Annotated in this window: 19 protein-coding genes and 1 riboswitch; of the genes, 6 read left to right on the top strand and 13 right to left on the bottom strand. The window is 49.0% G+C overall.

The window, feature by feature from the left end; all coding sequences use genetic code 11:
- Nucleotides 1-16 precede the first annotated feature (16 nt).
- From NYE37_RS12465 to NYE37_RS12450, 4 genes are all read left to right on the top strand, one after another.
- Nucleotides 17-805: a mechanosensitive ion channel family protein gene (locus tag NYE37_RS12465; RefSeq protein WP_037994298.1), complete on the top strand. Its 789-nt coding sequence runs from the start codon at nt 17-19 to the stop codon at nt 803-805.
- 70 nt (nt 806-875) lie between these two features.
- Nucleotides 876-1082 carry a YhzD family protein gene (locus NYE37_RS12460; protein ID WP_069201535.1) on the top strand — a complete coding sequence of 69 codons (207 nt, stop codon included), beginning with the start codon at nt 876-878 and terminating at the stop codon, nt 1080-1082.
- A gap of 207 nt (nt 1083-1289) precedes the next feature.
- Complete coding sequence (locus tag NYE37_RS12455; protein ID WP_049719689.1) at nt 1290-2219, top strand: trypsin-like serine peptidase; 930 nt, start codon at nt 1290-1292, stop codon at nt 2217-2219.
- Between the two features lie 109 nt (nt 2220-2328).
- A complete protein-coding gene (locus NYE37_RS12450; RefSeq protein ID WP_231564590.1) occupies nt 2329-2694 on the top strand; it encodes a carboxypeptidase-like regulatory domain-containing protein in 366 nt (121 codons plus the stop codon).
- Nucleotides 2695-2741: 47 nt separating this feature from the next.
- Here NYE37_RS12450 and NYE37_RS12445 read toward each other — a convergent pair whose 3' ends face one another.
- The 13 genes from NYE37_RS12445 to NYE37_RS12385 all read right to left on the bottom strand — a co-directional run bounded on the left by NYE37_RS12445 (nt 2742) and on the right by NYE37_RS12385 (nt 16240).
- Entirely contained in the window at nt 2742-4826 is a 2085-nt protein-coding gene (locus tag NYE37_RS12445) for a thioredoxin domain-containing protein (RefSeq protein ID WP_049719688.1), read from the bottom strand.
- A 73-nt stretch (nt 4827-4899) separates the two neighbouring features.
- The gene (locus NYE37_RS12440; protein ID WP_255347190.1) at nt 4900-5034 is read right to left on the bottom strand and encodes a hypothetical protein; all 135 of its coding nucleotides are present in this window, start codon (nt 5032-5034) and stop codon (nt 4900-4902) included.
- Nucleotides 5027-5446 (bottom strand): hypothetical protein, encoded by a 420-nt coding sequence (locus NYE37_RS12435; RefSeq protein WP_131470853.1) that lies wholly within the window; start codon nt 5444-5446, stop codon nt 5027-5029. Before NYE37_RS12435 ends, NYE37_RS12440 begins: the two co-directional genes overlap by 8 nt.
- A 140-nt stretch (nt 5447-5586) precedes the next feature.
- The gene (locus NYE37_RS12430; RefSeq protein ID WP_037995213.1) at nt 5587-6546 is read right to left on the bottom strand and encodes an MBL fold metallo-hydrolase; all 960 of its coding nucleotides are present in this window, start codon (nt 6544-6546) and stop codon (nt 5587-5589) included.
- Nucleotides 6547-6688: 142 nt separating this feature from the next.
- Nucleotides 6689-7222 carry a hypothetical protein gene (locus tag NYE37_RS12425; protein ID WP_037995212.1) on the bottom strand — a complete coding sequence of 178 codons (534 nt, stop codon included), beginning with the start codon at nt 7220-7222 and terminating at the stop codon, nt 6689-6691.
- Between the two features lie 26 nt (nt 7223-7248).
- Nucleotides 7249-7596: a hypothetical protein gene (locus NYE37_RS12420; RefSeq protein WP_037995209.1), complete on the bottom strand. Its 348-nt coding sequence runs from the start codon at nt 7594-7596 to the stop codon at nt 7249-7251.
- Nucleotides 7597-7689: 93 nt separating this feature from the next.
- The gene (locus NYE37_RS12415) at nt 7690-8439 is read right to left on the bottom strand and encodes a hypothetical protein (protein WP_037995208.1); all 750 of its coding nucleotides are present in this window, start codon (nt 8437-8439) and stop codon (nt 7690-7692) included.
- Between the two features lie 21 nt (nt 8440-8460).
- On the bottom strand, nt 8461-8658 hold the full coding sequence (locus NYE37_RS12410; protein WP_131470854.1) for a hypothetical protein: 198 nt from the start codon (nt 8656-8658) through the stop codon (nt 8461-8463).
- A gap of 858 nt (nt 8659-9516) precedes the next feature.
- Nucleotides 9517-10665 carry a mannitol-1-phosphate 5-dehydrogenase gene (locus tag NYE37_RS12405; RefSeq protein ID WP_049719686.1) on the bottom strand — a complete coding sequence of 383 codons (1149 nt, stop codon included), beginning with the start codon at nt 10663-10665 and terminating at the stop codon, nt 9517-9519.
- Between the two features lie 13 nt (nt 10666-10678).
- Entirely contained in the window at nt 10679-11104 is a 426-nt protein-coding gene (locus NYE37_RS12400; protein ID WP_049719685.1) for a PTS sugar transporter subunit IIA, read from the bottom strand.
- Nucleotide 11105: 1 nt separating this feature from the next.
- A complete protein-coding gene (locus NYE37_RS12395) occupies nt 11106-13229 on the bottom strand; it encodes a BglG family transcription antiterminator (RefSeq protein WP_037995196.1) in 2124 nt (707 codons plus the stop codon).
- A 60-nt stretch (nt 13230-13289) separates the two neighbouring features.
- The gene (locus NYE37_RS12390; protein ID WP_037995194.1) at nt 13290-14744 is read right to left on the bottom strand and encodes a PTS mannitol transporter subunit IICB; all 1455 of its coding nucleotides are present in this window, start codon (nt 14742-14744) and stop codon (nt 13290-13292) included.
- A 206-nt stretch (nt 14745-14950) separates the two neighbouring features.
- The gene (locus NYE37_RS12385; protein ID WP_037995193.1) at nt 14951-16240 is read right to left on the bottom strand and encodes a homocysteine synthase; all 1290 of its coding nucleotides are present in this window, start codon (nt 16238-16240) and stop codon (nt 14951-14953) included.
- Between the two features lie 77 nt (nt 16241-16317).
- A riboswitch (SAM riboswitch) is annotated at nt 16318-16430 on the bottom strand.
- A gap of 389 nt (nt 16431-16819) precedes the next feature.
- Here NYE37_RS12385 and NYE37_RS12380 point away from each other — a divergent pair.
- Both NYE37_RS12380 and NYE37_RS12375 read left to right on the top strand, forming a co-directional pair.
- Nucleotides 16820-17218 (top strand): DUF1259 domain-containing protein, encoded by a 399-nt coding sequence (locus NYE37_RS12380; protein WP_037997593.1) that lies wholly within the window; start codon nt 16820-16822, stop codon nt 17216-17218.
- Between the two features lie 88 nt (nt 17219-17306).
- Complete coding sequence (locus NYE37_RS12375; protein ID WP_037997591.1) at nt 17307-17789, top strand: TVP38/TMEM64 family protein; 483 nt, start codon at nt 17307-17309, stop codon at nt 17787-17789.
- The last annotated feature ends 22 nt before the right edge of the window (nt 17790-17811 follow it).

Below are 17811 nucleotides of genomic sequence, written 5' to 3'. Positions count from 1 at the left end.
CACGCAAGTGATAAACATGATATTGAAACTCGATTGGGGATCGATTCTTGCATCCGTCATCGCAATCGGGATCATCATTTTGCTTTCAATCATCAGCATCATCATCGCCAGAAAGTTGATCATCCGCCTGACCACTCACAGCCGTCTCAGCAAAGGGACGCAGCTGAGGTTAAAAACCATTCAAAGCATTTTGATCAATGTCACCACCTATGTGATCATCTTCATCGCATTGGTCTCCATCCTGGCCGAATTTCACATCAACATTTCTGCCATTTTAGCCAGTGCCGGCGTCCTGGGGCTTGCCATCGGTTTTGGCGCAAAAGATCTGGTTTCCGACATCGTCTCAGGATTTTTCATTTTGTTGGAAGACCAGGTGCAAGTCGGGGAAGATGTCACCGTCAACGGATTTTCCGGCACCGTGGAGCATGTGGGCCTCCGCGTCCTGAAAATCCGCGATCCGGAAGGGGATTTGCACTTTATTTTAAACCGGGATATCAAATCCCTCACCAATCATTCCCGCGGACACATGCTTGCCAAAGTAGACCTTCCGCTTTCAACCAAAACCGATCTGGATCAGGCCCTCGCTTACCTGGAAGAACAATGCCGGCACCTCCGGGAATCGTTGCCGGACGTGATCGACGGTCCTAACGTGCTGGGCGTGGTGGATGTGACCCCGCAGTCGTCCATTGTCCGGATCCAGGCCCGGGCAGAAAACGGGAAACAAGGTGAAGTGGAACGCCGGTTGCGCAAAGAATTGGTCCAAGCCACCGACAAAGCCGGTTATTTATTGACCGAAACCACATAACCATTAAAAATGATATAATAAAGTTATACTTTTAAATTTTCATTCGAGGTGATCCGGATCCGTGTATCACATGACGGTATATGATATGGATGGCCAACTGCTTTATGATGGTCCCATCAATGCCACGAGTGACGACGAAGCCAAAAAGCTCGGCTATGCCTGGATTTCCGAAAACGGCCATCAAGATAAACCTCACCGCATTTTCCATGTGACAGGACGTCTTGTTTCCTTCAAACCGCATCCCTACCGGGGAAATGCTTCATCCAACAAAGCCTGAAAGAGATTATCTTTCAGGCTTTTCCTTCATCTTAAAAAATACGGGTCTGAAGATTCCCATCTGCCATTCATTGAGCGGGATAAAAGCGGAAATCCTTTGTTTTTTACTTTGAATCGGCTTTTGTCTCACCCGACCCCTGATTGTAACAATTATTCCATTTATTTATAATATTCCCGTAACTGTACATACCGCCGAAGGAGGATATCAATGCGACATGCCAATGGTTTGCGAATGACTGTTTCTTTCCTGTCAACCCTTTTGCTGATGGTTCCCGCCTCTTGGTCCTTTGCAAAAGCCGATGCAGTGTTTGCCGAAGCTTCCCCCCACTCTCCCGTGGCCAGCGACGGCAAAATCATCAAACAATCCACGCAGTCGGGGGACATTGTCCAAACCTCCGGGGGCGCCTACAGCAAAGGGCATCAAGGAAACATGCTGAAAGCACGTGAAAAAAACCTTTCCCAAAATGGTGCATCCGCCGAATCTGTCATCGGGCCGGATAACCGGACGCGTGTAAAAGACACTTCCAAATACCCCTACAGCGCTGTCGTCCAGATCCAAAGCGATCTCGGAAACTGCACCGGTTGGCTGATCGGACCGGACACCGTTGCAACGGCCGGCCACTGCGTCTTTGACCCGGATGAGAAAAAATGGGCCTCTTGGGCAAAGGTTTATCCCGGACGGGACGGCGACCGTTTGCCATTTGGTTATGCGAAAGCCACCCGTTTTTACTCGGTTGTCGGATGGACCCGGTATGGAAACACCAATTATGATTACGGAGCCGTCAAATTGAACAAAAACGTGGGAAACCAAACCGGCTGGTTCGGATACCGCTGGCAGAGCGGATCATTGGACGGCACCCGGGTGAACATCAGCGGTTATCCCGGTGACAAACCGCAAGGCACCCAATGGGAACACAGAGACCAAATCCGCGAAACCACCCCATACAAGTTGCTGTATGACAACGACACTTATTCCGGACAAAGCGGATCACCCGTCTATCAGGAACAATATCAGAATTGCGGGGTTTGCAGCATTGCCATCCACACCAACGGAGTTTACGGAAATAAAAAGAGCAACCGCGGAACCCGCATCACCAAAGAAGTTTTCGATAACCTGAACACTTGGAAAGACCAATAGATTCCAACCGGTTGGAACTTTTTCCCCTGAAGGAAAGTCATATAAAGTAGCCGTACCATTCTGAGAGGATCTTTCCTCTCTCTTTTTATTCAAGGGGGGATTTTGCTTGATGAAATGGAAATGCGGATTCACCATCCTTCTGTTCACCCTTTGTTTCCCGCTCTTTTTCGGCTGTGAAAAAACACCGGATGCCGGACCCGTGTCCAAAGTGAAAGTCACCGGAACCGTCACGGATGAAAACCATTCGCCTGTCTCCGGCGCTTTGGTCGTCCCGAAACCGAAAGAAGACGTCAGCGGACCCGTCCCGGAAATCGCCAGATATACCGATGAAAATGGCCGTTTTACATGGTATGTGCCCGCCGGATCGTACGAATTTGTCATCGAAAAAGAAGGTTACAAACCGCGCCGCCTTCCGGTTCAATCCAAAGATGCCGGAAAACCCGTCCACTTGAACGTCATACTGGAAAAAGAATAAAAAAACAAGCTCCAAAAATCTCTTTTTGGAGCTTGTCATGATGCTTTTTACTGCAATTGTTTTTTCAGCTCTTCCAAATCGGTCACCGGCGATTGGCAGGCATAATTTTCACAGATGTACACTTTGGGGCCAAGCGTTTGGGACGCCTCTTCTTCAGACCGGGGAACAAACCATTTGATGGTGGTGGCATCACTTCCGCGCGGATCCAGGGAAATGACCGCTTCCGGCAAGTAAGCCCTTTGGATCAACCGGATCATTTCTTTGGTTTTCACATCATTGGGCGAACCGGAAATGAAAATTTCTTTGCTTTTCCCCAGCACCAACATCACCGCCATCAGGAAAAAGGAATGGGAAATCGGTGAAGCTTCCACCGCTTTGGCAAAAGCCCGGATTTGTTCCCGCGCCTCCTGAAGCAAAGATTCATCCGATGTCAGCTTGGCCAACCGGATCAAATTATAGACCGCCACCGAGTTGCCGGACGGAGTCGCACCGTCATAAATCTCTTTGGGCCGGACAAACAAGGACTCTGCATCTTTTCCGTAAAAATAAAATCCTCCTTGTTTTTCGTCTTTGAACAGCGCCAGCATTTGCCGTGTCAACACCAAAGCTTGCTCGATAAACCGGGGCTCAAAAGTGGCTTCGTACAACTCCGTCAAACCCCAGGTGAAAAAGGCGTAATCATCCAGATAGCCGGGATAGGCCACTTCCCCGTCACAATAGCGGGCAAACAGACGGCCTTTCTCATCGATTAACCGTTCTGAAAGAAAGCGGGCCGCTTTGACCGCGGCATCGGTGTATTCCGTTTCTCCGAGAACCCGGCCGCCCCGGGCCAATGCCGCAATCATCAATCCGTTCCAGGACGTGAGGATTTTGGTGTCTTTTCCTGGGCGTACGCGTTGCTCTCTGGCTTCAAATAATTTCCGGCACCCTCTTGCCAGCATTTCCTCCAATTCATTCAGCGGCAGCTGATACCTCTCGGCAATCTCCCCGAGGCGAACGCCAATTTGGTTTAAGACGCTTTTTCCGTCTTCAAAATTTCCTTCTTCTGTCACGCCGTAAGCCGCACAAAAGATTTCAGCCTCTTTTTCTCCCAACACCTCCGCGATTTCCTGCGGGGTCCAAACATAAAACTTTCCTTCTTCCCCTTCGGAATCAGCATCCTCTGCCGAATAAAAACCGCCTTCCGGCGCCTGCATGTCTCTTGTCACATAACGGAAAATGCCCCGTGCCACTTCGGCGTAACGTTCCTCAAGGGTCACCTGGTACGCTTCCAGATAAGCCAAAGCCAGCAAAGCATTGTCATAAAGCATTTTTTCAAAGTGGGGAATCAGCCACTCCCTGTCCACGGCGTACCGGGCAAAGCCATGGCCCAAGTGGTCATAAATCCCCCCTCTGTGCATGGCTGTGAGCGTGCGGGTCACCATCTGGAGGGCTTCCTCTTCTCCCGTCAGCCTGTGGTACCGGAGCAAAAACAGCAAATCATGCGGGCGGGGAAACTTCGGCTCATCGCCGAAACCTCCAAAATCCGGATCAAACTGGCTGGCGAACTGTTCATACGCATGATCGATGACCCCCAAGTCCACCTCCCCGGCTTCCGCCGCATTTAAATAAGACTTGACCGCGTGGACAATTTTGTCCCCGACTTCATCGGCCCGGTTCCGCTCCTCTTTCCACAGCATCGAAACCCGTTTCAACAAATCAATCAGGCCCATGCGTCCGTACATGGTTTGCTTGGGCAGATAAGTGCCTGCAAAAAAAGGTTTTTGCTCCGGCGTCATGATGATGGTGAGCGGCCATCCTCCCTGGCCGGTCATCGCCTGACAAACGGTCATGTATACTTGATCCACATCCGGCCTTTCTTCCCGGTCCACTTTGACCGGGACAAAATCCCGGTTCAAAATGGCAGCCACTTCCTCATCCTCAAACGATTCACGTGCCATGACATGGCACCAATGGCAGGTGCTGTAACCAATACTTAAAAAGACCGGTTTATCCTCTTTCTTGGCCTTTTGGAAAGCTTCTTCCCCCCATGGGAACCAATTCACGGGTTGATGCGCATGTTGGAGAAGATAAGGCGATTTTTCCCGGATCAACCGGTTGGACTTTCGCTGATTGGATTGATGAACACTCATAAATCAGTCCTCCAAAATATTCATGTATGTCACCCGTCGGGATTTCCATAAAATTCTTGTCTCTCCCAGTAGTTTAGCACAAAAAAAACGGAGGCATGCAACCCGCCTCCGCAATCCGGTTGATCCAAATCAGTTCATCCTTGGCAAAACCAACATCCACCCGTCCGCCAAACAGCTGATGGCGGAAATCCCGGATTGAATTACTCAATGATTTTTAATGCTTCGAGAACATCTTTGGCACTGCTGACCAAAGAAGCGAGTGTAGCAGTCAGGGTGATCAAGCCGCCGTATTCTTTCACGAATTCATTGCACTGTTTTTTCAGCTTCCGGATCGTTTCTTTCTTGATCTTTTGCTGCTTCATTTCATTGAGGGCTTGTTCCGTGCTTTCTTTCAGTTTCAGTGCGCTCTGGAGATAGATCACATTGTCTTCCTGATAATATTTTCTGGCCCGGGGAATCGCCCGGCCGTATTTGAATCCGTCGCCCTGATCGGTTTTGGCTTTTTTTCGGGCCGGACGGGGCTTGATCTTCTCATTTTGATCCATGCTGGTTAAAAGAGCTTCCAATCGCGTACGGAGCAATTGATTCTGCTCCGGTGTCAAATCCATCGAAGATGCCATTTGATCGACTCCTTTATCTGCCGGATTCCACATGATGATCTCCCGATCGAAAAGAAAGTTTTTTCAGCCTCCATTCAAACCTGCTGATCCATTTCACTTTCATAAAAGCATTTATCACCCGCTGTGCCGATAGCCGCCCGTTACCTGTTGAGGATTTCAGAATCCGGCTTTTTCTGTTTCTCCTTGGATAGCATGAATGTATCCCCGTGCTTGCGGAAAACAATCCGCCCCGCTTCTTGCCCGGCGGCTTGCATCAACCGTTCTAACGGCTCATCCAAAGGTTCGGCCGACAATACAAAGGTGTCCCAATGAATGGGAGCCAACCATTTCGCACCCGTATCGCGAAACATGGCCCAAGCCTCTTCCGGCGTGCAATGTGCCCATCGCAAATGATCGGGGGAATAGGCTCCGATCGGCATAAAAGCAAGATCCACCGGCCCCGTATCAGACAACTTGCGAAATTGATCCGTAAAAGCCGTATCCCCCGGAAAAAAGATCCGGGTTCCTTTTTTCTCTATCAAATAACCGTTATAGCCGTACCGGCGATTCCAAGGGTAACGGTTCCCCCAATGTTTGACGGGGACGCCCAGAATCTTGATTCCCAGTTCTTCAATCTCCAGTTGTTCATCCCATCCCAGCTCAAAAACTTTTTTAAACGGCAAGTGTTTGATCAGACGGGCCGTGTTTTTGGGAGTCACCACATAACACCCTTCATGGGCCAATTGCGACAAGCTGGGAACGTCAAAGTGGTCAAAATGGGCATGGGACAAAAGGATCAACTGCACCCTCTCCAAATCTGAAAGAGAGACAGCCGGCTCGGTATGGCGTTTCATCCCGATCTGCCGGTTCAACCATTTGATGGACTCTCCCACGCGTTTCCCCAAGACGGGATCGGTGAGAATGCGTGTATCATAAAGTTGCATCAAAACCGTGGAATGCCCGACCCAGCCAACCGTCACCTCTTCCCGGCTCCATTCCTGCGGTTTCAGCATCTTTTCAGGCTTTTTCAATGGCAGCCGGGGCAAACGGTTGAACCGGAACCACATTCCCAAACCAATGATTCCAACCATCACCACAAGCAGAATGAACAGTATTTTCATCCCCAAACATCCTTTAAACTCTTGTTGTCGAATTTCTTTTTGTTTTAAAAATGCAAACGGCTTCGGAATTTTTCGTATACAGCTTTTTTATTTTACATTAGCGGTCTTTGGCTCATCAACCGATCCCGCCGCCACCATGCCGTTATTCCCCCGCATCAAAAAGAGCCTGCCCGCCTCCAAAGGAAAAACCGGACGGTCCAAAGGGAGTTCCTTTTTTTCCGTCCGGCTTCCGTCTTGCCAAAATGTCCTGGCTTTCCATATAATTCTTTTTCCGGTTCAGTGAATCGTAAAGAAAGTTCCCCGATTTCCGATCAAGGCTGGCCGTGATGAGCGACAGCGGGGAAGTATCCGGAATGTTGCCCGGAAAACTGATCACCGGCAGGTTGTAAAACAGATGCTCCGGATCCTCCTGATGGATATTCCACCGCCCTTGTAGATGAATTTTAAAAACTTCGCCCACATACCGCAACAGGCCGTCCAACGTCATTTTTTCTTCATCTTTCAATATCTCATCCGGCGAGGAGTAATTTTCCAACACCCATGCTTCCACTCTCAGCAGGGACTCCGGAGTGTAATCCAGATCCAAATGCCCCAGCTTCTTTTGCAATTTTTCCAGTTCATCCGGATGGATCATCAGCCATTCTTCGAACCAGTCTCGTTGATTTTCCTGTACCACTGCCTTTTTCCCTCCTTTACGGTTAATTACCGGAATTCCACCTTAATTCCTGCCGCTTTTAATTCATTGATCAACGGCTGGCTGGCATCGGCATTTTCAAACACCCAGGTGATATCCCAATTTTCCACTTGCACCAGATATTTGTCCTTTTCCAGTTCATCCCGGATGTGCACATCTCTTGAAAAATACCCTCTGCTTCCATCGGTTTTGGTCGTGGTCTTATGTTCAACCGCTTTTAATGTTTTGGGATCGGCAATGTCGATAATCCGCACACCAAGTGGGGTGTCCACACTGTGTTGCATGGTGGAGTTTTCCCAGTTGAGGGTTTTCCGGTAATTTTCCACCAATTGGTGCGACCGGTTTGCTTTTTCCATGTTGGCATCATACGTTTTGCTCCATTGTTCATAACTCCATTTTCCGCCGTTTGCCTTGTAAATCTCCCACCGGTTTTGTTTATGTTCCGGGGTTCACGGAACCAATGAGATGTCTTTTTCCACTTTGGGCGTTTTCGGATCCGGTGTGCGGTTTCCGCAAGGCAACTCGATCATTGCCGTGTAACGTTCGGTGGACCGGGCTTTTAAACACCTTTGAAAGCTGTCAAACAGTTCATCCGTTTCTGATTTGACCGCCGGTATGCCGAGATCGAGCTGTTTCACTTTGTTAAACACGGGCACGGCAAAAGCGGTGACCCCGACCAACGCCGCACCACCGACACCGGCGATGATCGCATTCTTCCAGTTGATGCCGCGTCCGTGAAGCAGATCATCGGCAACGCTGGTTCCGGATCCTTCCACCGCACCCACGACACCAGCTCTGGAGAAAATGGAACGAAGCGGCCCCGGCAATTTCGTAACCCCATTCCGAATCCCGGAAGCCAGCGGCCCCAACAACCTCGAACCGGTGATGGATGCAATCAGCCGGCTTCCCAATGAACCGGCCAATGCCCGGGCCGCTCCCCCGGCAATCCCCAATCCGATCGCCCCCAATACACCGCCGAGGGCTGCTTCCAAAAAGGTGTCCTGCGTGATTTCGCCATTCATCAACCAGCTCATTCCAAAAGAAAGGCCCATCCCGATTAACACCGAAGCTCCCAGCGGTGGAGCGACAAAACATAATACCACTCCGACCACCAACACCACTCCGGCCGCGATATATCCAATATTCTCCTTAACCCATTTCCAGGCAGCGGACAGTTTGTCCACCACCACTTCCTTCATCTTGGCACAAACTCCGGTGAATCAGTCCCATAAGTCCCCCAAAAATTCCTTTGTTCCTTCCCAAACTCCCTTTACTTTTCCCTTAAACCAATTCCACGCTTTACCAATCGGATTACCCGATTTTTCGGAAGAAGGGCTCTCTTTCTTCACTTCCTGTGAGACCGGTTGCTCATCCGCCGGGCCCGGACCCGGTTTCACTTCCTCAAAATGGTCATCCACCTTCGGGACCTCAAAACCTCCGCTTTCGGCAAACGAAATGGGAAAGCCGGCCGCCATCATAAAAAAAAAGGGCTGCCAACCCCGGAAGGATCAATTTTCGCATGTTCCCCGTTACGGAAAAAATTGTGTCTGCGCCCGTTTTTTCTGTTCTGTCGGTAAAATCGATCCGTACGCCGATAATTGATTAATCATCCCGTAGCCTGCACACCTCCTTTTTTAACTCTATTCAGCTATTTCACAAGAGACTGATTTATTCTATTTTACAAAAAGATAAGCCGTTTTTGTTAAAAATCATGAAGTTCGCTTTTTTTACGGACTTCTTTGGCTTCCCGGAATGTTCACGGGATGCTTTACACAAATAAAAAACCCCGTCCCCCAGAATGACAGACGGGGTTGGGTTTGCACTTGCCATTTCCGTTTGGCTCACCATGAAAATTGCCGGCCACTGCCAATGGTGCGGCGTTTTTCCATCGATTCTTCCTCCGGATTTCGCTTTTGATCCGGTCATGAGTTCGAAAAAATTTCAGAAAAAAGGGCAATTGTCAACAGAACCAGAATAACGTAAATGATCATATGAACCTCTTTTTGCATTTTCCAACTCCCTCTCGGTGAGTAAATGGATCCGTATGAACGGAAAAAGAATCGAATTGCAACCCTGTGACATTGGAAACACGGGTCGTTTACACCAACGGTTTGCCTTTTTTCTGAGTAATCATTGCAACTGGATTCATTCAATACACAAATCGATGTTTTATTTTGATTAAATAGAATATTTTTAATTTTATTTTAAATAAAATGATGGGCTTCATCAAGATCGCTTCCAAAAAAACCGGAGCAGACAAAGCTCCGGTTTTTTCTTTAAAGCGCAAAATGGGAATATTCCCCGACAATCCGTTTCATGAGGTCGCTTTCGGGCGGGATTTGTGTGATCTCATAAATGGTGTTCTCCAATCCCTTTTGCCGGATGCTTTCCTGAATTTGAACGGCCTCGGGATCTTCCTGGTAATCATACCGCAGGGCAGCGGCAATACCTTTGGCCAGTGAAACCGGCTGCTCCTTCAGATACGTGATATATTGGGCAGCCGGACTGACCAGACGGTCTTGGGGTCCCAGTTTCCGTATGGGGGAACGGCCCACCCGGGTCACGTCATCAGAAATATGCGGGTTGACAAAACGCCGGATGATGGTGTCGATGTATTTTTGATGTTCCTCTGGGTTGAACCCGTGCTTTTCAACCAACAGTTTTCCGGTTTCCTGCAAAGTGTTTTTCACCAGGCTTTGGATCTTTGGATCCGCCATGGCTTCATCAATGGTTTGGTAACCGGCTTGGTAGCCGAAGTATGCGGCCACGGCATGGCCGGTGTTGACGGTGTACAGCTTTCGTTCAATATACGGCATTAAATCATCCACCAAGGTCATGCCGGCCACTCGAAGTTCTCCCACCACTTGTGAACGGTCCACCGCCCACTCATAAAAGGGTTCCACCACCACTTTTAACGGATCCGCATGGGACTGGTTGGGAACAATCCGGTCCACCGCCGCATTGGGGAAACCGACCATTTCATCAGCCTTTTCTCTTTCTTCTTCATCCAGTTTGGAATAAACTTCTTTTTTTAGCAGGGCGCTGCCGCCAATCATGTTTTCACAAGCAATGACATTCAAGGGCTTGGTTCCGGTTGCCATCCGCTGTTTCAACCCTTCGGCAATCAGTCCGGCAATCAGCGGCAAGACATTGGGACCGACCGCCGTGGTGACCAGATCCGCACCGGCAATGGCCGACATCACTTGCTCCGGATGGTCTCCGCTGTGAATGGCGTAAACATTTTTGACGATGATTTCTTCATTGGAATCATCGGCCAACCCGATGGAATAGCTTTTCCGTTCGTTGATCAAATCCACTATCTCCCTGTTCACATCCACAAAACAAACCTCATATCCCGATTGGTGAAGCAGGCTGCCGATAAATCCGCGTCCGATATTTCCAGCTCCAAAATGTACTGCCAGCATGTGTGTCCACCTCTTAAAAGAATTTCATGATTTCTTCGGCTGTTTCCGCTTGAACAATTTGATGCACGTTTTCCTCCTCGGCAACCACCAAGGCGATCTTGGATAAAATATCCAAGTGCTCATCGCCTTTTGCGGCAATTCCGATTAAAAGTTTGACGATGTTGCCGTCGCCAAAGTCCACGCCGTCAGGAACCTGTACGATCACAATGCCGGATTCGATAACATTTTCCTTGCCTTCTTCCGTTCCATGGGGAATCGCAACATAATTGCCCATATACGTCGAAGTCAATTTTTCCCTCTCCAGCATGGTATCCACATAAGCCGGTTTGACGTAACCTCTTTCCACCAACAATTGGCCCGTTAAGCGGATCGCTTCCTCTTTGCTGTCCACGCTTGCATTGAAACGGATGTTTTCCGGAGATAAGATCGATGATGCCATGTCAAACACTCCTTGTTTCTTTTAATTTCTCTTCAAAGAATCGTTCAAACCGTTTAGCGAGGTAAGCGGAAATTGCCTGGCGGTCTCCCGACTGAAACAAGGCAATCCCCTCATCATTTTCAATAAACAGGGAACTGATGAAACTCAAGACTTCCAACACCGGACCGGAAACCTTCTCCGGCGCCAACAACAACAGCAACGTATCGGCACGGATGTCCGATTGATCCATGCCCTTCATCACAAACGGCTGCTTCAGAAAACAAACCGTAAAGGAGGGGCGAACCACCTGTTTGCTCCGTGTGTGGAAAAGTGCGAGCCGTGTCCCGGGAATTCCCAATCCCCCTTTTTCCTCCCGCTTTAATAAAGCTTCCACCACCGGCGCCACCCTTTGGATCACCCCTTCATCCCGCAATCGCAAACAGGCTGCTTCCAAGGCTTCCGGGACAGATCCGGCCTCTTCCGCAACAAAACATTGGAACCCTTGGAGGATGGTGGCGATCCCCCCCGAATACTGATGGATCTTTTGCATGTTGGAGACGGTTTGTTCCAGCTTTTGGGAAGGGGCCGGATCCGGACGCCCGGAAGAAGGTTTGAAGCCCTGTCTCTTTTTGCGCCTTTTTTCCCGGATACAGGCCCGGATCTTTTCCACTTCATCGCGGGTCAAAATGGGACTGACCACCAGATAATTCTCTTGGAAATAAGGCAGTTGGATGGTGGAAATGATGAGGTCAAACGCCTCCGGGTCCTCCTGATCGATTTCAAAAACCGACCGGTTGGTCAAATTTTTGATCTCAGGAATCTCCTGCCGGATCCGGGTTTCCAGCATTTTGGATGTGCCAATCCCGCTGGAACAAATAATGAGCGCATGCAAATCCTGATCTTGTTTGTTGAGCAATGCCGAACCGAAATGCATCACGAGGTATCCGATTTCTTCATCCGGAACGGAAACATCAGGGAAGACGGCCGCCATCCCTTTTTTGACGACCGCAAACAAATCCCTGTAATCTTCCATGATTTTGGGCAACATGGGGTTGGTGATTTTCATATTTCGCCGGATGCGGGTGAGGGCCGGCTTCAAATGAGAAATCAGCCCCTGAACCAGTGATGTTTGATCCGACAAGCGGCAATTCAGCTCTTCTTCCACAAACCGGATCAGCTTTTTGGTCCAAAGCAGAACGGGATAATCCTCTTCCTCGATCCGGTATTCCTGATCGTGTCTAAGCCGGGCCCCTTGCAGATGCATGGTGATATAGCCGACTTCCGCTTCGGGGATCGACAGGCGGAACACCGTTTGCAACCGGGCGATCAATTGCCGGGCGAACGCATACTCCGGCGTGTTTTTCAACCGGTTCAGATGAACGGGATCCATTTCAATGTTTTCCCCCTGCATAATGCGTTCGATCGCCAGCGCCAAGTGGACAACCAAACCGATGTAGGCACTGTCCGCAAGAGAATAAGGCAATTGTTTGCTGATTTCTTCAACCACTTTTTCCACCAGGATGAGCTTTCGCTTTTCAACCAACCCCAGCAATCTTCCGGAAAGGGATTCAGACGTTTTTTTTGTCTTGTTTTGAATGTTTTCGCGGATCAGGGATAAGAACTGGACTTCATCAATATTTTCGGCAATCAGGTTGCTCATGGCCCGCCGCTTGGCCGACTCGCTTCCGACAATTTCAACCCCGTATCCGCGTTTTCGAATCAACGACAAATCAAACTTTTCAAGCCCGCTTTCCAGCTTGGTCAGGTCATGGCTGACGGTTGCCATGGTGACGTCCAGTTCACTTGCCAGCGAAATCAGTTTCACGGGTTCTTTTGCTTCCAAAAGCGTGCATAAAATCAGGATTCTCCGTTCTTCCGGCGTATACTCCCGGCGGGATTGCCGGAACAGATCCTGTTTCAATGCCTCCATTTGGCCGGCTGCACCGGACAGCTGAATGCCGACTCCCGGCTTTTTGACCAGTTCCAGGTCATACTTTTGAAGCAATTGTTCAATCCCTTTCAAATCCCGGTGGATGGTGCGGACACTGACATCCAGTTCTTCCGCCAGTTGCTTCGTGGTCAAATTATCCACCCGGGTGGATAACAAACGTTTTAAAATCAACCTTTCCCTTGCAGTGATATACATCTTGTCCACTCCATTAAAACGACATCGCCCGGAAAGCTTCGGACAAGCCGTGCTTTCCCGTTATTCTTTGGCCTTTTTCAATTCTTCCACGAGTTCATCGTATTTCGGACTGCTCAAAAAGTTGTCCACGGAAATATGATGAGCATGGGGGACCTTGGCTTTGGCCCGGTCCGTCAGGTCTTTGTGTGTCACCACAATGTCGGCATCATCCGGCAGGTTGTTGATCGATGTGTTGGTCACAGACAGATCCAAGCCTGCTTTTTGCACTTTGTTTCTCAAAATGGATGCCCCCATGGCGCTGGAGCCCATTCCTGCATCACAGGCAAAAATAATTTTTTTCACTTTGCCGTACTCAACCGTCTCGGCTTTCGGCTCTTCGTCTGCCGGTTTTTCTTCTTTTTTCAGCAGCTCGGCCGCTCTGCCTTCTTTCCCTTTTAATTCACTGGTTTTTTCAACAGCTTTGTCCAAGTCTTCACCGCTTTGTTTGGATGTTTTCAAAATCAACGATGCGATAAGGAAAGAAACAAGCGTCGCCGCGATGACTCCCGCCAAAACACCGACATAGTTCCCTTTCGGCGTCATGGCCACCAAGGTGAAAATGCTTCCCGGTGACGGCACTGCGATCAATCCGGCGCCGGTCATCAAGAAGGTGAAGACGCCGGTGGCTCCGCCGGCAATGGCCGCAACCAAAAGGAAGGGTTTCATCAAAATATAAGGGAAATAAATTTCATGAATTCCCCCGAAGAAATGAATGATTGCCGCACCCGGCGCGGATTGTCTGGCCGTTCCTTTGCCAAACAACATATAAGCAAGCAAAATTCCAAGTCCGGGACCCGGGTTGGTTTCCAACAAGAACAAGATCGATTTTCCGGACTCAGTAACTTGTTCAATCCCGATCGGACTTAAAATTCCATGGTTAATGGCATTATTCAAAAACAGGACTTTTGCCGGCTCCACAAACAAACTGGCAAGCGGCAACAAATGCGCATCGATGATGGCTTGAACCCCCGCCGCCAGTGTGCTGTTCAACAACAATACCACCGGGCCGATGGCTTTATAGCCGAGGATGGTTAAAATTCCTGCGATGATCCCGGCGGAAAAGTTGTTCACAAGCATTTCAAACCCTTGTTTCACTTTTCCTTCGACCAATTGATCCCATTTTTTGATGCAATAACCGCCAAGCGGTCCCATCACCATCGCTCCCAAAAACATGGGAATACCGGATCCGACGATGACGCCCATGGTGGCCGTGGCTCCCACCACACCTCCTCTGACATCGTAGATCATTTTTCCGGCGGTGTATCCGATTAAAACCGGAAGCAGATATTGGATCATGGGGTCGACCAGTTTGGCCAAATCCTCATTCGGGAACCATCCGGAAGGAATAAATAAAGCCGTGATCAATCCCCAGGCAATGAAGGCGCCGATATTAGGCATAATCATTCCGCTTAAAAAACTCCCGAAACGTTGTACCTTCATTTTGACTCCGGGATTTGCCTGACCCGATTCCGCCATGTTCCTCTCTCCTTTCTCTTTTGGGAATATATATTTATATTTTGTGAACATCTCGTTACTTTTATCATAAGACGGCGATCCAAGCTGGTTCAATTTATAGAAAATCCTATTTTGTCCTCCTAATTGTTGACATTATTAAAATAAACAAAACCCCTTTCCATAAAAAATAGAAAGGGGTTGACGGGTGAAGGGATTCGATTTAACAGTTATAGCTGGCTTTTTCTCAAGGCCTGATCCAGATCGGCAATAATATCATCCACCGACTCAATTCCAACGGACAAACGGACCAGATCCGGAGTCACTCCTGCGCTTCTTTGCGCTTCTTCCGTCAATTGTTGGTGCGTGGTGCTGGCCGGGTGGATCACCAGGGACTTGGAATCGCCGACATTGGCCAGATGTGAAAAGAGTTCCAGGCTTTCAATGAACTTCTTGCCGGCTTCCAATCCGCCTTTGATGCCGAAAGTAAAAATCGCCCCTTGGCCTTTGGGGAGATATTTTTGAGCCAGTTCATAAGACCGGTGGTTCGGAAGCCCCGGGTGATTGACCCATTCAACCGACTCATGTTTTTCCAGATATTTTGCAACTTCCAGTGAATTCTCACTGTGCCGTTCCATCCGCAGATGCAATGTTTCCAACCCTTGCAACAACAAAAAGGCGTTAAACGGGGAAATCGCCGCTCCGGTGTCACGCAAAAGCTGCACCCGCGCTTTGGTGATGTATGCAAGCGGTCCGAGCGCTTCGCTGTACACCACTCCGTGATAACTCGGATCGGGCTCCGTGAAATCCGGGAACTTGCCGTTGGTCCAGTCAAATTTTCCGGAATCCACAATAACTCCGCCGATGCTGTTTCCATGTCCCCCGATGAATTTGGTGGCCGAGTGAACGACAATGTCGGCCCCGTGCTCAAAAGGACGGCACAAATACGGGGAAGCAAAAGTATTGTCCACAATAAGCGGAATTCCGTGGTCGTGAGCCACTTTCGAAACCGCTTCAAAATCCAGCACATCCAATTGGGGATTTCCGATGGTTTCGGCAAAAATGGCTTTGGTCCGGTCGGTGATCGCTTTCCGGAAGTTTTCCGGATCCGATTGATCCACAAATTTCACGCGAATCCCTATTTTGGGAAGAGTATGGTAAAAGAGATTATAAGTTCCTCCATATAACGCACTGGAAGCGACGATTTCATCTCCGGCTTTGGCAATGTTCAAAATGGCATAAGTGATGGCTGCCTGCCCGGAGCTGGTTGCCAACGCTCCGACTCCGCCTTCCAGTTCCGCCACCCGTTTTTCAAAAACATCCTGGGTGGGATTCATGATGCGGGTATAAATATTTCCCGTTTCTTTCAACGCGAACAAATTGGCAGCATGTTCCGTATTGTCAAACACATAAGAGGTCGTTTGGTAAATCGGCACGGCTCTCGATTTCGTGACCGGGTCCGGCACCTGTCCTCCGTGTACGGCAATGGTTTCGCTTCGATAGTTCGTGGATTCACTCATTGGCCTTTTTCCCCCTTTTGTTGTAAAAAAGCCTCTTCTCTGATCCAGAGAAGAGGCTTGATCACTCATCGAAGTCTCTCCTATCTTCTAGAAATCCCAAAGGATTTCTACAGGAATTGGCACCTTCCGGATCTTTATCCGGGGTTGCCGGGCGTCATTGGGCCAGTCCCTCAGCCTCTCTGGATAAGAGCAAAATCTGATAAGAATAGTATTATTTTATTGAATTGACTCTATTATAATGACTGGAAAGGACCATCGTCAATGATTTTTCTCAAAAAACCCATTAAAAAACCAGGGCAATTGCCCTGGCCAGATATAAACCCGGTTCGAATGGGGATTCGAAGAGATTTAATCGGGAGTCCATCTGATGATTTATTCGGACGGTCTTCCTAAATTATGGTCTTTTTGTACGAAAAAAGTTTTTTTGTCACGGATTATTCAATTTTTAAGACAAAAAAACAACCTCTTTTCCAAAACGCCTCTTTTTGCATTTAAGCTTTGATTCCTTGGGTACTGGCCCTTTCGTCCGGATCCTTCATACATATGTTATAGCGATTTGAAAAACGCGGAGGTGATTTTATGTCAGCGCTTGAGCGCTTATGCCGTCAATTCGCACGAATTGTCAACGGCCAGCCAAGCACCATAAACGGGGTTTGTTTTATTCAAAAATTCCGGAACATCCCCGTCACCATTTTGGGGAAACGGTCCCGTTCTCCGCTGGTTCTTCCCACCTTCTTCAGTTTTGAAAGCCTTGACCGCCAAGGCCGCGCGCTCAATTTGGGAGAAACGGTGATTTTACAAAGAGAGATTAATCCGTTCATCTCCGAATTGCGTAAACGGGGAATTATTGTAACCGCTCTTCACAACCACTGGTTGTTTGAAAACCCCCGTTTATTTTACATTCATTTTGAATCCGTCGAAAATCCGATCACTTTTGCCAGAAAAGTTGCCGCCGCCTTGAGGGTATTGAAAAGATGATGATTTCTTTAAAAACCACCCGGAAGCCGGGTGGTTTTTAAAAACTCCCGGTATAATAAACTTAATCTGAAGCAAGGGAGAACGTTGCATGGAAGAAATGTGGAGAAACATTTTGCTGGAACTCGGCATTTGGGCCATTCCAGTCAGCCTTTTGATCAATACGCTCGTCAACCTGACCGGCTTTCTCCCCTCGATCTTTATGACGGCAACAAACGTCTGGCTTTGGGGAGCTTGGTGGGGCGGGGTCCTGTCCTGGACCGCGGAAGTTTTGGGAGCTATGCTTGCCTTTGTGCTTTATCAGCGGGGCGTGCGCATGCTTCCCCGAAAATACCGAAACCGCTGGCATTGGCTGGAGTCCATCCATGCACAGCCGCAATGGCGGCAATGGACCCTGCTTGTTACTGCCCGGCTGGTGCCCTGGATTCCGACAGGGGCCGTAAACCTTTTTGCCGTATGGGCAGAAACCCGCTTTTTCATCTTCTCAAGTTCCACCGCCTTGGGCAAAATTCCATCCATCGCCTTGGAAACCGGAGCCGGGTATGGGTTCATCCAATGGATTCAACTTTTTTAAGGGAAAGAAAAATTTTTACATA

The organism is Thermoactinomyces sp. FSL K6-2592, assembly GCF_038006465.1.
GTDB classification, from domain to species: domain Bacteria; phylum Bacillota; class Bacilli; order Thermoactinomycetales; family Thermoactinomycetaceae; genus Thermoactinomyces; species Thermoactinomyces vulgaris.
The sequence above is the reverse complement of the archived record's forward strand: the minus strand, read 5'-3'. Positions and strand labels throughout refer to the sequence as shown.